10 protein-coding genes and 1 other RNA gene are annotated in these 14,866 nt (G+C 46.7%); 2 read left to right on the top strand and 9 right to left on the bottom strand.

The window, feature by feature from the left end; translation table 11 throughout:
* Window positions 1-412: 412 nt before the first annotated feature.
* The 6 genes from L21SP3_RS10655 to der form a co-directional block, all read right to left on the bottom strand.
* Window positions 413-3,451, bottom strand: coding sequence for a glycoside hydrolase family 2 (locus L21SP3_RS10655; protein WP_077541358.1), 3,039 nt, complete (start codon window positions 3,449-3,451; stop codon window positions 413-415).
* 24 nt (window positions 3,452-3,475) lie between these two features.
* Complete coding sequence (locus L21SP3_RS10650; RefSeq protein ID WP_077541356.1) at window positions 3,476-4,864, bottom strand: arylsulfatase; 1,389 nt, start codon at window positions 4,862-4,864, stop codon at window positions 3,476-3,478.
* 76 nt (window positions 4,865-4,940) lie between these two features.
* An RNA gene (rnpB, locus tag L21SP3_RS10645) (RNase P RNA component class A) lies at window positions 4,941-5,306 on the bottom strand.
* 14 nt (window positions 5,307-5,320) lie between these two features.
* Window positions 5,321-6,391, bottom strand: coding sequence for a hypothetical protein (locus L21SP3_RS10640; RefSeq protein WP_077541354.1), 1,071 nt, complete (start codon window positions 6,389-6,391; stop codon window positions 5,321-5,323).
* A 42-nt stretch (window positions 6,392-6,433) separates the two neighbouring features.
* Window positions 6,434-8,053 carry an L-aspartate oxidase gene (gene nadB, locus L21SP3_RS10635; RefSeq protein WP_077541353.1) on the bottom strand — a complete coding sequence of 540 codons (1,620 nt, stop codon included), beginning with the start codon at window positions 8,051-8,053 and terminating at the stop codon, window positions 6,434-6,436.
* Window positions 8,054-8,059: 6 nt separating this feature from the next.
* A complete protein-coding gene (gene der / locus L21SP3_RS10630; RefSeq protein WP_077541351.1) occupies window positions 8,060-9,430 on the bottom strand; it encodes a ribosome biogenesis GTPase Der in 1,371 nt (456 codons plus the stop codon).
* A gap of 271 nt (window positions 9,431-9,701) precedes the next feature.
* Between der and L21SP3_RS10625 the strand changes: the two genes are divergently transcribed.
* Window positions 9,702-10,730 (top strand): AI-2E family transporter, encoded by a 1,029-nt coding sequence (locus tag L21SP3_RS10625; protein ID WP_077541349.1) that lies wholly within the window; start codon window positions 9,702-9,704, stop codon window positions 10,728-10,730.
* A 23-nt stretch (window positions 10,731-10,753) separates the two neighbouring features.
* On the opposite strand, the gene L21SP3_RS10620 is transcribed toward L21SP3_RS10625, so the two are convergent.
* The gene (locus tag L21SP3_RS10620) at window positions 10,754-11,746 is read right to left on the bottom strand and encodes an IS30 family transposase (protein ID WP_077538477.1); all 993 of its coding nucleotides are present in this window, start codon (window positions 11,744-11,746) and stop codon (window positions 10,754-10,756) included.
* Between the two features lie 566 nt (window positions 11,747-12,312).
* Between L21SP3_RS10620 and L21SP3_RS10615 the strand changes: the two genes are divergently transcribed.
* On the top strand, window positions 12,313-12,564 hold the full coding sequence (locus L21SP3_RS10615; RefSeq protein ID WP_077541347.1) for a hypothetical protein: 252 nt from the start codon (window positions 12,313-12,315) through the stop codon (window positions 12,562-12,564).
* A gap of 227 nt (window positions 12,565-12,791) precedes the next feature.
* On the opposite strand, the gene L21SP3_RS10610 is transcribed toward L21SP3_RS10615, so the two are convergent.
* A complete protein-coding gene (locus L21SP3_RS10610) occupies window positions 12,792-13,721 on the bottom strand; it encodes a dihydroorotate dehydrogenase (protein ID WP_077541345.1) in 930 nt (309 codons plus the stop codon).
* A 22-nt stretch (window positions 13,722-13,743) separates the two neighbouring features.
* Window positions 13,744-14,661, bottom strand: a complete 918-nt coding sequence (locus tag L21SP3_RS10605; RefSeq protein ID WP_077541343.1) for an iron-sulfur cluster-binding protein — start codon at window positions 14,659-14,661, stop codon at window positions 13,744-13,746.
* Window positions 14,662-14,866: the final 205 nt, after the last annotated feature.

The following is a 14,866-nucleotide window of genomic DNA, read 5'->3' as shown; positions in this document are numbered from 1 at the left end:
CTCAGATATTGGAGGTGTTCTCAAAAACGCAAGACGGCAGAACTGTGCTTATGCAGAGATATACCGAACCTGAAGACGGACACAAGATGCTGCTGCAAAAAAAGAAGACAGAAATGCCGCCGCAAAAACCTCCGAAAATATACAGCGGCCAACTGAAAAAATAACACATCTTTGGTGACAGACCAACCCCTCTGACGGGGGCAAAAACGCACTTTTAACCCCCTAAGTGAGAAATCAGGGTTAACAAATAATCGGCAGCAGCCCCCTTTTTTCCTGAAGGGAGTATAATTGCCCCTCCTAAAGTGGCAATTTGGGCTAACGGAGAATCAAGCTGGCAGATTCTGAGAATCTTTTCACAATTTCAATGCAGATTAGTCAATGAACCGATATCCGCTGTCTGCTGCGTAAGGTATTAGCGAATCGTTCTCACTTCAAGCTTGTCTATGTTCATCCCGCTTTGGCCGTCGGTTTTCAGCTTAATAATATTTGAACCAAGGTTTAGCTTTCTCTTCACTTTAATGGTCTGCCAGTCTTTCTGCCAGTTTGAAGTGCTTTTGAAGCTTAGCTTCTCGGGGCTTTGGCTGTTGAAAATCAGCTCCATATCCCTCTGGCTCTCGGGATCATTGCCGGCATAATGGAATACAAGCCAAACTGCCTCCCCGCCGCCGTCTGTGGTTACAGACCATTCAATCGAACCTTCACTGCCATCGAAATCGAGATATCCAGTCCCTGTGTACCCTCTGCCGGCCTTGGAAAATTTTGCTCCATCAAAATCGGACGATTCGGCCTCGTAGTAAACGCCATTTTCCTCGAGCTTAGCCTGCTGCCATACAAGCCCTTCATCGCCAAAACTTTCCTCGCACTCGAGAACGAGCTCGCCGTCTGCGTATATCCACGCCTTTACAACGCATTCTTCCGGAACGCTGAAAGGTGCATAATACTGCTTGGCATCGCTTATCCCCGCATTCTCGCCAACTGCATATTTTACCTTCGTATCCAGCCTTTCAGGCGCTCCGCTCAGGGTAATCTGGGCGACATCAATCGCAGCCTTATTCGAGGTAATCTGCCTTTTCTCGCCGAGGATTGATGCAGCGAGCAGAAGGGCATCCCCGCTTTCCTTTCCGCTTCGAACGTAGGCCTTTGCAAGCCCCATAAACGCCTTTCTGTCTGGCTTATTGTGGGTTTCTGTGTCTATGGGGCTCCCGCTGCCTGTTGCCTTAATTTTGCCCGCCCCGAATAGCTTGAAGTAAATTCGGTTTTCCCCGTATGGGTAGAAATTGCCGTTTTCATCGGTAATGCTTACAGCAGCCTGAGCATAATCTTTTCGGCCGGCCTCCAGCGAGGAATTATCCGTTTCCAGCTCGATTCGGGCAGGAGCTGAGGCCGTTTGAACCGTCTCGGAGCAAACAAGCTGGCCGTTAATATATCCTTCTGCCTTAATCTTTCCGGGCTCCCATGGCACGAGCCACTCACCGTTCATTTTATCCCAGCGGCTGATATCGAGCTTCTGCGAGCCGAGATTCTTTCCATTGCAATACAGCTTTACTTCATCGCAGTTTGAATAAACGTGAACTGGAATTTCCGTGCCTTTAGGCATTGTTGGATGTGTCCAGTGAGGGAGGATATGCACCATAGGGTCTTCAGAACCGTCCGTCCAGAGACTTTGGTATAGGTAGTATGCATCTTTGGGAAAGTTTGCCATATCTATAACGCCGCTGTTGAAGAGTTTGAACGGCCAGCCGCCGGAGATATAACCCGCCTCGCCGATATAATCGAAAGCTGTCCAGCGGTACGAGCCGCTTAGCCAGTCGCTTTTCTGCGTTTTCAACTCAAAATGACGCACATTATCCCGCACAGTGCTGTTATCGTAGGATGAATTAAAGCAGCGTTTGTATGAGTGGGAGTCTGTCCAGTCGTAATGGAAAATTTCCTTTTCGGTTAGATCGGGAATTTCGAGGGTCCTGCCCTTTTTGAACCCGTCTCGATACCAAGTCTGGGTTCTGTAGCTCCCTCGTACGTGCCAAGTATGAACGCATTCTGTGCCGATAAACGGCTTATCCGATGGGTTTTTGTAGCTCACGGCCTCGGTTCTTCCGTTCTCGCCGAAAACCTCCATCATTTTGGAGCTTGAGCTTCCGCTTGTAACCTTGCGTGTTGGGTCGAGCTGATGGCAGATCCGCACCATCTTCTCGGCAATCTCATTGCCGTGGGTTTCATTTCCGAGGCTCCATATAATTATGCTGGGGTGGTTTCTGTCCCGCCGGAGCCAGTCGGTTAGGTCTGTTTTCCACCAGCGGTCGAAATCGAGGGCTCCATAGTCCTGAGCAGCCTTCTGCTTCCAGCCGTCGAATATCTCATCCATCACCATAAGGCCTATTCTGTCGCATATATCATAGAAAACCGGCGGTCTTGGGTAATGAGAAGTTCGAACCGAATTGCAGCCCATATCCTTAACCATTCTCAGCCTCTGCTCGAGAATCTTATCGGGAACAGCTGCCCCGAGCGGGCCTGCATCAATATGCATACACATCCCGCGAATCTTCATATTCTTTCCGTTCAGGAAGAATCCTTTTTCTCCATCCCAGCGGGTGGTTCGTATGCCGAAATTTTCGGTGTATGTATCTAAAACTTCTTCCCCGCTTAAAAGCTCTATTTTTATGGTGTATATTGAAGGAGACTCAGGAGACCAGAGCCGGGGAGATTTAACATCAAAGGCCGGGGAATACTTGAATTCGCCATTTGCGGGCACAAGAAACGGTTCAGATTCACTTTCGGCAACGCTTTTGCCTGAAGGGGCTTTTATCTGGGCTTTGCACCTAATCTTCTCAGCAGAATTCGCTGTATTGCGGATTTTAATTCCTGCATCAACACGTGCAGAATCTCCTTCAAGCTCAGAGATAATCTGCACGCCCCACTGCGCAACCTTCACCTTCTCGGTTGCAGTGAGCCAAGTATGGGCGTAGATGCCAGAGCCGGTGTACCATCTTGCGGCAGGCTGTTTTGTATTATCAACGCGCACGGCTATCAGCACCTTCTCTTTGCCCTGAATATGCGGGGTAATATTATACGAGAAAGAGATCCAGCCGTACGGACGATGGCCGAGCTTTTTGCCGTCAACGTAAACTGTGGACTTGCGGAATACGCCGTCGAAATCTATACGAACGTCTTTGCCTTCCCAGCGAGACGGGATTTCAAGCTCTTTTCTGTACCAGCCTATGCCCGTGGGCAGATAGCCGCATCTCGGGCCTGAAGGGGCAGCCTTGTCATACTCGCCTTCAATGCTCCAGTCATGAGGGATGTTAACAAATTGCCAGTCTGAGTCATCAAAGTTTTTCTTTTCTGCGCCGGGGAAATCTCCGCGAGAAAATTTCCAGTCGAAATCGAAGCTCTCCCTCTGCCTTGCAAATACAGAAAGACAGAGCATAAATACCAAAAACGTTAATCTTTTCATTGAATAAACCTATATTTTAACTTTTTATTTTCTGAGATTTTTAAACGGAAAGTTCGAATCTTCTGTGCGGGAGGATTCCATAAGCTTAGCCATTTGCTTGGCTTGGTCAGGATAATCAGCGGAAATATCATTATTCTCCCCCGTGTCTTTGGTTAAATCGTATAGCTCGAGGGGTTTGCCCTTATACCGAACGGCCTTCCATTTGCCCTTGCGCACCGCCTGAACAGGCCCCTGCCATTCATTAAATTCCCAGTACAGGCATTTGTGGGGAATTTGGCCTCTTGTATTGCCCTTTAGAGCCTGAAAATATGAGATCCCGTCGGTTTTGGCTTTCGGCTCAATTCCGGCAATATCGCAGGCAGTTGGGAGAAAGTCCCAAAATGCGGAGATATGCGAAGACTTTGTTCCCGGCCTTATCATTTCCGGCCAGCGGGCAGCAAACGGGATATGAATACCGCCTTCGTAGAGGTCTCGTTTTTTGCCTCGAAACACTCCATTACTGTCGAAAAAGCCCTTGTCGTAGTGATGACCGTTATCGCTGGTGAAAATAACGAGCGTATTTTTATAAAGTCCCCTTTTCTTGAGAAGCTCCATAAGTGAGCCAATATCCCTGTCCATCCTCGAAACCATACCTGCGTAAGTGGTATTGCCTTCTTTGTCGTGGTAATAATGCCCCTGTTTCATAGGGCGTTTTTTCCAGCCGAGCTTCTGATAAGGCTCTTTGGAATCTTCTGGAACTGTAAGCTCGTAATGCGGTATCGTATATGCAAGATAAAGGAAGAACGGATTGTTTTTGTCCTGCCTGCTTATATATTTGAAGGCCTCTTGAGTGAATAAATCGTGTACATACAGCCCTTCTTTCTCCTTAGGCTTATTCGGAAGGGACACCTGATGTTCATTGCGCCATATCTTTTCTGGATAGTAATGATGTGCGGGGCCGTGCCTCATAAAACCGTAGAATTCATCGAAGCCCTTTTTCGTGGGCATAGCATCGCCGAGATTTTCAGCAAGCCCCCATTTGCCTATTGCGCAGGTTTTATAGCCTGCTCTTTTTAGCTCGTCAGCAACTGTGGGCTCTGATTTGGGTATGTCAACAGGCTTGCCGTCCGCTGTCCAGCGGGGATTCCCGCGAACCGAAGCATGCCCAGTGTGCCTGCCTGTCATAAGGCAGCAGCGAGAAGGCCCGCAGACTGTGGAACCGGAATAATGATTTGTAAAAACCGCTCCCTCTTCTGCAATAGAATCTATATTCGGCGTTTTGATTTTAGTCTGTCCGTTAAATCCAACATCCCCATATCCAAGGTCGTCTGCGAGGATAAAAACTATATTTGGTTTTTTGCTTTCGGAAGCAAAGCCAGCTGAGCCAGCAGCAAGAAAACAGCCCGCTGACTTCAAAAAATCACGTCTTTTCATATATATTCCTAAAAATAAGCATAATACTTCTATGTATATATTTATTGAGGCAGGAAATTTTACACAAAAAAATAAAAAAATGAGCAGGCCTTTAAGCCGGGTTCTGTTCCGCAAGTGCGGAGCCGATCATTTAACTGGACTGAATGTTGCCATTCAGCTCTGCATTTCTGCAAGCAGCCTACCCGCCGGTATCTGCCGGGCCGGCACCGGCATACTTGGTCTTGCAGGCGGAGGGGTTTGCCTTGCCGGAAACGTCGCCGCTTCCGCGGTGCGCTCTTACCGCACCATTTCACCATTACCTGAGGCACAATGGCCACAGGCTGTATGTTTTCTGCTGCACTTTCCCTCGGATCGCTCCGGGTGGCCGTTAGCCACCTCCGTGCCCTTTCCTGCCCGGACTTTCCTCCGGCATATCTCAGCCGGCGATCGGCCGGCCTGCTCATTTAAGACTTGTACTTACTTTATAGGCGGGTTCTTTGTTCCCTGTTCAATCATTTTGAGAGTTTTATTGGATGGGTTGAAAATTGCTGACAACTGAACAGTAAGATCCTCCATATTGGAGGTGTCAATACTGGGATTCCATTTATTTACGAGCTTATGAGTTCCAGATTCCTGAAGGATGTTATCAACCTTTCCGCTAACCTTTTCAAGAATCATATCTGCTGATTCGCCGCTGAAAGCCATTTTGTGGAATTTTTCCTGAAGCTCAGTCATTTTTTTGTCTATTGCATCAGCTGCTTTTGTATTTCCCGAAGCATCAGCCTTTTCATATTGCCGGCGTCTGCCCTTGAGATAATTATCGAACATCTCAGAATTAGCATAGGCTATTGCAACCGCTCTGGGGTCGTAGCAGGCGGTTTTTAAGCTCTCTTTTTTCAGAGTAATAGATTTCCATAAGTCTTTCTTTTCTGCCGCTTTCACGTAGAAATCCCTCAGCTCTTCAGAGCTTCCAGTGAGAAATATGTATTGGGGAGAGCTTTCTTTTACTGTGTAAGGCGTTTTCATTTCTTTGAGAAACTTCTCGAGACTTTGATACTCCAGAAAGCCAAGCTCGATTTTTTCAGAATCTATATCCTTTACAAGCAAAGTATTATACATCGGAAGAAGCTGATTGAAATAGAACACGCTGATATCTTCATCGTTCAGTTTCAGCTCTTTGGTCTTTGCAAGCAGCTCAGCAAAAAGCATATCTTCAGCCTTTAAAAGCTTTAGATTGAAAAATCCTGTTTTGCTTTCTGCCTCCGTTTCCCCCTCTTTCTGCACAATCTTTAGCTGGTAGTCCTTGGCATCAGGCTTGAGGAATTTTGCCCCTAAATTGCTGTCATCAACTTTTGCATCAATTTCATTGGAGCGTTTGATCTCAGCTTGAAAATCGCCGCCTTCACTAACCCACCGCCCTTCGATATTCTCATCTGTTACCTGCGAGACTGCACCGACCATACTGTTAATTGAAACTACTCCGCAGCCGGAGAGAAAGGCAGAGGCAAAGAGCCCTAAAACTGCAATGACACATACTTTAATTTTCATAATCAACTCCCTTACTAAAAAATCAGTTTATTTAAAGTTTGATTATAACAAATTATCTGAGGAAACCGAAATATGTTTTTCAAATTTTTCGGACGGTTCCGGAAAATCCTCCCTAAAATGCACACCCCTGCTCTCTTTCCTCTCAAGAGCTGAATTGGCCATAAGCAGTGCTGTTGTGAGCATATTCTGGCATTCCCAGCCCTCTGCGGCATCGAAGACCTTATCCATAACGTATCTCTGCCAAAACTGGATTATCTCTATCGTTTCGCGGAGCGTTTGGTCTTTTCTTGAAATACCTAAATTCCTCCACATAAGTGCACGAAGAGAATTGCGGATATCTGCGGTGTCGAGCATACTGCGGTCTGAAACTTCGATGTCATACTTGATTCTTCGGAATTCATTCTCCGAGCCGTTTTCGTGCAGTCCTATTGCGGCATTTTCTCCAGCCGCTCTTCCGAAAACGAGCCCTTCAGCGAGTGAGTTGCTTGCGAGCCTGTTAGCCCCGTGAAGTCCTGTAGCTGCGCATTCACCGCAGGCGTACAGCCCGGGGATGCCGGCAGCGGCGTTTTGGTCTGTCTTGATTCCGCCTATCATATAATGAGCGCTCGGACGCACGGGGATTAAGTCTTTCTCGGGGTCGATATCGAATTCTTTGAGAAAGCTGAAAATGTACGGAAAGCGGCGATGGAAAAAGCCCTTTTCAAAATGCCTTACATCAAGGAACACGTGGGTAGTGTTGGTTATTCGTATCTGATTTATTATAGACCTGCTAACGATATCACGCGGTGCAAGCTCGGCGCGTTTATCGTAATCGAACATAAAGCGGTAATTGTTCGAATCAACCAGCACTCCCCCCTCGCCGCGGAGCGCCTCAGACACCAAAGCCCTTGTTGCTCCTGCAACGTAAAGCGTGGTCGGATGGAACTGTATAAACTCCATATCCGCAAGCTCCGCCCCCGCACGGAACGCCATAGCGAGACCGTCGCTCGTGGCAACGGAGGGATTTGTTGTTTCGCGGTACAGCCGGCCTGCCCCGCCTGTTGCGAGGATTACCGAATTCGCCCATATAAGCTCTAAATCGTTTCTGCTGTTGAGCCCGTATATCCCCGAGCATTTGCCGTTTTCGCCTGTAACGATATCGATCGTGAAGAAATTCTCCATCAAAGTTATACGCGGATGGTCTGCAGACTTTTTCAGCAGCGTCTGAGAGATAGCTTTTCCTGTTGAGTCTCCAAAAGCATGCGCTACTCTGCTTGCGCTGTGGCCGGCTTCGAGGGTGGCAGCGATTTCGCCCGAATCATTCAGGTCGAATTCTGTGCCCCATTGGTGGAGCTCTTCGATCAGCTTCGGTGTTTCTGATACAACTTTCTGCACAGACTCATCTCTGCAGAGACCGCAGCCGGCATCAAGGGTGTCTTTGGTATGCTTTTCCGGGCTGTCTCCCTCTTTCATAACAGCCGCTATTCCGCCTTGCGCCGCCCAAGTGTTGCTTTTGGTGAGCGATCGCTTGGATACAACGGTAACATTACAGGTCTTTGCTGCCTCCAGAGCCGCCCTTAGCCCCGAGATCCCGCTGCCCACTACAATCACATCTGTAAACAGGTGCTTTGCTGTGCGTGTGCTGATATTTGTAAGGTATCGTCTGAAATACGGTATCTTCATTTCAAATCACCTTTTCCTGCCTTGAACTCTACTTTCCTTCCCCGGCTGTCTTCTATCAGAATGGTGCTGTCTGAACATCAGCTTTATCGGCACCTCGCTCACCGGCAGGAGGTCTCTGAGGCGGTTAAGCATAAATCTCTTGTAGTTTTCGTCGAAAAGGTCCGGGCGGTTTACGAAAATCAGCAGAGAAACAGGCTGCACTGACACCTGCGTTGCATAGTATATCTTAGGAAAAACGCCCTTATCGCTTTTGCCGGTTCTTTGTGCCCTGATAACTTCCATAGCCTCATTCAACTTGCTGGTAGGCAGACACATAGTGCTCTGCTTGTAGAGCTCTTTAGCGAGATCGAGGGTGCTGGAGATATTTCTGCCTTCGGTAGCAGTTGTAAAGGCAATCGGGGCGTGCCTGAGGCCCGGGAAGGTTTCAGTGAGGTAATCGGAAAAGTCTTCCGGCTCGGCGTCGTAGCCCTCTTCAAGAACCTTGTCCCATTTGTTTATTACGAAAATGCAGGGCTTCAAATAATCTGTTATCATCCTTGCAAGCTTCTTATCCACCTGCGAGGACGGCAATACCGCATCAATCATAAACAGCACTACATCCGCCCGCCTGATAGATTTCTCCGCACGGGTGTAGCTGTAGTATTCGATGCTGTCGGACATTTTCCCCTTCTTTCGCACTCCAGCTGTATCTATGAGCGTTACTGGATAGCCGTCCTTGATGAAGCGAACGTCAACTGCATCTCGGGTTGTCCCTTCAACCTCACTTACAATCATCCGCTCCTCCCCTAGAACCGCATTAACAAAGCTCGATTTGCCCGCATTCCTCTTGCCGACAACGGCAATCTTCATAAAAGCATCCTTGGGCTTCTCGGAGGAAATATCACCAACCTTCTCAGTGATCTTCTCAAGCAGGAACGATTTATTGAGATTGTTAGCAGCAGATACGCAAACAGCCTCGCCGAAACCGAGACTCATAAACTCCACAGCCCTTGAGAACATACCCGCATCATCGGCTTTGTTTGCTGCAAGAAGCACATTCGAACCGTTTTTCCTGAGCAGCCTTGCTATCTGCTCGTCGAGAGGCGTGAGCCCTTCTCTGATATCAACGAGAAACACCACAAGATCCGCCTCTTTCACAGCGCGGTCAATCTGGGAATTTATATCACTGCTTAGCTCGCGATTATCGAATATCCCGTATCCGCCGGTATCAACAAGCTCAAAGTATATGTCTTCGTATTCAAGGAGAATGCTTATTCTGTCTCTTGTTACTCCCGGGGTGGCCTCTACGATGCTTATCATAGAACCTGCAAGAGAATTCAAAAGAGAGCTTTTGCCCACATTCGGCCTTCCGACTATTGCTATCTTAGGAAGCGACATTAAATGACCTTAAAATAAAGTTATTGTCAAAAATTCGATTTGTTTACCAAACCTTAATTATACAGTCTATATGCATAAAAACAATTCCAGCAGAAATAACCGTTTAAGTTTGACAGAAAAAACAAGAATTTTCTGCGGCATAAGATAATCGACGGCAGGGACTTACAAAATATGAAACTGCAGTGTCATTCAGAATTAAAACAGCGAAAATATAAAATTCCAATTTGCCCAAGGTTGACTTTCAGCCCCAAATAGCTATAAGGATATTCCTATGGAGGAACTAAACAAAGAGCAGAGTTATTTAGTTACTGCCTCGCTTCTGATACTTGCTTCAGTAGCGATAGGATTTGTGCTTCAATATTCCAGCTCCATTATGATACCGTTCACTTTTGCGGTGTTTATAGTGCAGCTTGTCTCTCCGATACTGGACTATCAGGTGATCAAACTCAACGTATCCCGTAAAATCGCCATAGCCACTTCGATGCTCTTAGTTATCATAATTCTTGCGGTTATCTGCGTGCTGCTTGTGAATACCATAAGCATCCTTCTGAGAACTGCCAACAGCTATACCGATACATACGTTGGCTTTATTGAAAAATATCTCTGGAAGAGCGATCTTTTCGGCATCGAGCTCGACCGTGCCCAGCTCACATCCCAGATACGAAGCTATATCCCGAGGATCGTTTCAGGGACTTTCGGGACTATTATGAGCTTTCTTTCCAAATTCACACTCGTATCGATATTTGTAATGTTCCTGCTGATAGGGCGTAATCCGTACGTTATCCAGAAGGGCATCTACGCAGAAATCGATCATCAGGTGCGAAAATACCTCATAATAAAGACGATAATGTCTATTCTTACCGGAATTCTTGTATGGGCAATACTCAGCGCATTTAATCTGAAGCTTGCAGTTGTTTTCGGCACACTGGCATTCCTGCTCAATTATATTCCTTCTTTGGGTTCAATTATTGCGAGCATACTGCCTGTGCCTGTGGTTTTGGCTCAATTCAGCAACCCTTGGATGGCTGCTGCGGTAATTGCTTCTCCTGCGGTAGTGGAATTTACGATTGGAAACGTGATAGAGCCCCGAATACTCGGAAAAGGCCTGAATCTGCACCCTGTTACCGTGCTTTTCAGCCTTACATTCTGGGGTCTGCTATGGGGGGTTCCCGGGATGTTCCTGGCAGCACCGATTACTGCAATAATAAGGATCATACTAATGCAGTTTGAAACCCTTCGTCCTGCTGGGATGCTGCTTGCAGGACATCTGCCTGAAAGAATAAACAATTCGGAAAACTGAAATATTGTTTGATTATCAAAATTTTAATCTGAAGCGCAACTTTTTTCATCGCTCCAGAGCACTTCATTTGGTGTCCGATATTTTAAACATTTCCTTGGTCGATTATTGATTAAGGCGACAACTTTGTCAAGTTCCTTATCACTAACTTTCTTAAAATCAGTTCCCTTAGGGAAGAACTGACGAAGCAGGCCGTTTGTGTTTTCATTAGTTCCACGCTGATAAGAACTGTATGGATCAGCAAAGTAGCAGCATAGGCCGACTGTTTTTTCCATCTCTTTAAACTGGGCAAACTCCTTGCCATTGTCAACTGTCATCGTTTGACGCTTGGACTTTGGTATCTTCCTGAACAACCTTCGGGTGGTTTCATTCATGCTCTGGGCACTCTTATCTTTCATCCTGCCAGAGAGCAGATAGCGGCTTGCACGCTCGACAAGTGTCGCAATAAATGAACCGTGTCCTTTACCGCTGACGCTGTCACCCTCCCAATCGCCGAAGCGATTACGCTTGTCAACAACCTCCGGACGCTCACTGATCGAACGTTTGTTCGGTATCCGGCCACGCTTGTCATTACTGCCGTGCTTCTTTCGTCGTTTGCGACGGCCTTGACGCAAAAACTTGTAAAAAACACCGCCGTCAACCTTGTCTCGTTTAACCCAACTATATATGGTCAAAGGGCTTACACGCATTTGGGCATTATCTGGATAGTCGATTTCAAGACGGCCTGCTATCTGTTCAGGCGAGTGATATTGCTCGAGTTTACTGCATACTCGACGACGAAGACGGCCATTCTGTTCAAGCCGATATGGCTGCTTGGATGCGGCCCTGCGTTTGCTGTAATATCGCTGGGCCAGGTGGGGCTTATAATCATGGGTTGAGGACATGTTTCGATTCAACTCACGGCTGATAGTGCCCTTGCTCCTGCCGAGATATATGGCGATTTCCAGTAAATTTTTTCCTTCAGATCGCATTTTTAGAATGCTTTCTCGCTCATTAATGTTAAGATGTCTATAGCCCATTGCGGTTCCTTAAATAGAGTATTTTTCGTCAAAAAAACATTCTATCGAAAACAACCGTAATGGGTGCTCTTTTTTTACTTTTTAAAAGCAATCGCCATCGCTATAATAGATTATCTTGTTGCAGGGGATAGGGCAATGCTGGAGAGCTACCCGAGCACCGCAACAATCTATACTGGATAGAGGCGGCTTAACCGCCGCCCTTATTCTTTATCTATCCAGGCAGCTAAAAGCGATAAACTCCAGCCCGCCACGCGGGCTGATTAAATTAGCGAAGCGTTGCGCTTCAAATTAAAATCTAAGTTACTTTTAAGGCCGTGGAGTGAAAAAATTTTGAAATTTTTAATTTTTTTGTTGTATTTTCATAACAGTCAAATATAATTCTTCTTAGTGGGAGAAATCAGCAATTAATAAGTTTGCCCTCTCTCCGTTTATTAGCTCTTTATTAATTAAATATTAAACAGTTTTCATTTTTTTAAGAAATTAAGCTCTTTTCTGCGAACAAGCCTTAAAGGCGAAAGTAAAATTCTTTGGAAAAAGAAATTAACTATTACTGAAAGGGCTCAATTATGAAAACTAAATACTTTACAGCGATGGCAGTAGCGGCCTTACTGGCTGCATCAGCTCTCACGTTGCCCGTACTTGCAGGCTCAGAAACAATGCCGGCAAGCTCAGTCTCGCAAGAGGCTTCACTATCCTGCGGCGAATGCAGCTGTTCAGAAAACGGATGCAATAAAAATAAGCAGAAATGCGAAAAAGTCGAACAATCCTGCGGCGAAGAGAGTAAAGGTAAATGCGGAAGCAAATGTGAAAAAGATTAAAAAATCTTAACTTTGCTCGAACAAAATAAAAATTAAACAGTAGAAATGGTAATAACAACAACTATTTAATATCCAATAAACGCTACAACCAACGCAACCAGACAGTACACTAACAACAACTCCAACCAATAACTTACAACACACAGAGCGGCGCTTCCCTCCTGGCGCCGCTCGCTCTTTTTAAAGAAATTTAAAAATCTAACGAAGCGAAATCTCGTTATCAGATATCAATTAAGTGAGCCGGTAAGCTCGCTTATTTTTTTTATTCCCTCAGATTCGCAAAACCGCCTTAATCCATCTGAAACTTTAACAGCAGCGTCAGGTCTTGCGAAAGTTGCTGTTCCTATGCACACCGTCGATGCGCCGGCAATCATAAATTCAGCGGCATCCAAACCGTTTCTTATCCCCCCGAGCCCCATAATCGGAATGCCCGCATCCTTAGCCACATCCTGATAAACCCTGCTTACAAGATAAACAGCCATAGGCTTTATCGCCGGTCCGGAAAGCCCGCCGGTACGATTTGCCAGAACGGGGGTTCTGGTGTGAACATCAATAACCATTGCCGTGAACGTGTTTACAAGGCTCAAGGCATCCGCCCCGCCAAGCACGGCAGCCTCTGCTGTTTTGCTGATATCAGTTACAGACGGGGTTAGCTTTACCATAAGCGGCTTGCCTCCGCAGGCCGGTTTAACCTCACTTGTAATCTTTTTTATCTGGGCTGGGTCTGTGCCGAAGGATATACCGCCCTGTTTTACATTCGGGCAGCTTATATTGAGCTCAAATCCCGATATGCCATCTTGCCCGGAAAGCCTTGATGCCACCTCCACATACTCATCAATTTTCTGGCCGGCGAGATTAACAAAAACAGCAGTATTCTTCTGCCTTATAATCGGGAGCTTCTCGGCAATAAATTCCTCCAGCCCGATATTGGCAAGCCCTATCGCATTGAGCATTCCGCCGTTAGTTTCTACAACACGCGGAGCGGGATTCCCCAAGCGGGGCTTGAGCGTAATGCTTTTTGTTATCCAGCCGCCAAGCTGATTGACATCGAGATAATCATCAAGCTCGTCTATATATCCGCAGGTTCCTGAAGCGGTAAACACCGGATTTTTCAGATTCAGCCCTGCAAATTCAATTTTTTCATTCACTATCGACATATATCACCCATTTCTAAGTTGTTTATTCTGCAAACACCTCGCGGCTGTCAAAGACAGGCCCGTCTTTGCAGCAAAGCTTGTTCTGCTCTCTGCCAAGCTGTGATTTAACCGGCACAATGCAGCTCTGGCATACTCCGATCCCGCAGGCCATCATCTTCTCAAGACTCACCTGAGCCCTGATCCCGAGCTTATGTGCCGTTTGAGCTATTGCCCGAAGCATAGGCTCAGGTCCGCAGGCTGCAATCTCGCAATCGGCCGGGGAAAGCCCTGCACCGGCAAACCAGCTCTCGAAAACCTCGGTTACAAGCCCTTTATCGCCGAAAGACCCGTCATCAGTGGCAGCGGCAAAATGCTTGCAGAAACTGTATTCTTGGTTTTCAGGATTTTTGCCCTGCTGCACGCTTGCTATGGGCATATCTGCCCTTGACCTCGCCCCTGCAAAGGCAAAGCATTCCTGCTTGGGATTATCCCTGCACAACTGACGCAAAAAATGCTCCACAGGCGGTATGCCTATCCCGCCCGCTATGCCGATAACCTTTTTGCCCTTTTCAGGCTTTGCAAAGCCCCTGCCAAGCGGGCCGAGAATGCTCACCTTATCGCCGGCTCGGAGCCCGCTGAGACGAGCGGTGCCTGTGCCGATAATATCGCACATTATTTCTACAATCATATCCTCACCGTACGGATAGATATCCAGAAAACTGAAAGGCCTTCTGAGTATCGGCTGGCGGAATGCCCTGTCCTCAAGCCCTTCAGGCAGATTGGAAGGCAGAGCCAGCCCCTCAACCTGAAACTGAGCAAACTCCCCGGGCGAGGCAAGCTTGAATGCATCTGCGCCCTCACCGCTGAGGACAAATTTGAGCCTGCATATCTTTTCACCAAAATGCTCGCTGCCGGCAACAGAAGCCTCGAACACTCCCGAGCGGTTATTTTTGTTGGTCATAGCAAAAAATCTCCAAAGTAGGCTAATATATATAGCAGTATTTTACAAAAACTTATTAAACCTGTACAGTAAACACTAAAAGGGCGAAGATTTATAACAAATACGAAATGACCAAAAAGATAGAATATCCAGCTGCCCTTTATAACGAACAACTGGATAAAATATCATATTGAATGATATAAGAAATTAAATTTGCGGTTACGCT

The organism is Sedimentisphaera cyanobacteriorum, from assembly GCF_001997385.1.
In the GTDB taxonomy this organism is placed as follows: domain Bacteria; phylum Planctomycetota; class Phycisphaerae; order Sedimentisphaerales; family Sedimentisphaeraceae; genus Sedimentisphaera; species Sedimentisphaera cyanobacteriorum.
Note: the sequence above shows the minus strand (reverse complement) of the source record. Positions and strands in the feature narration are given on the sequence as shown.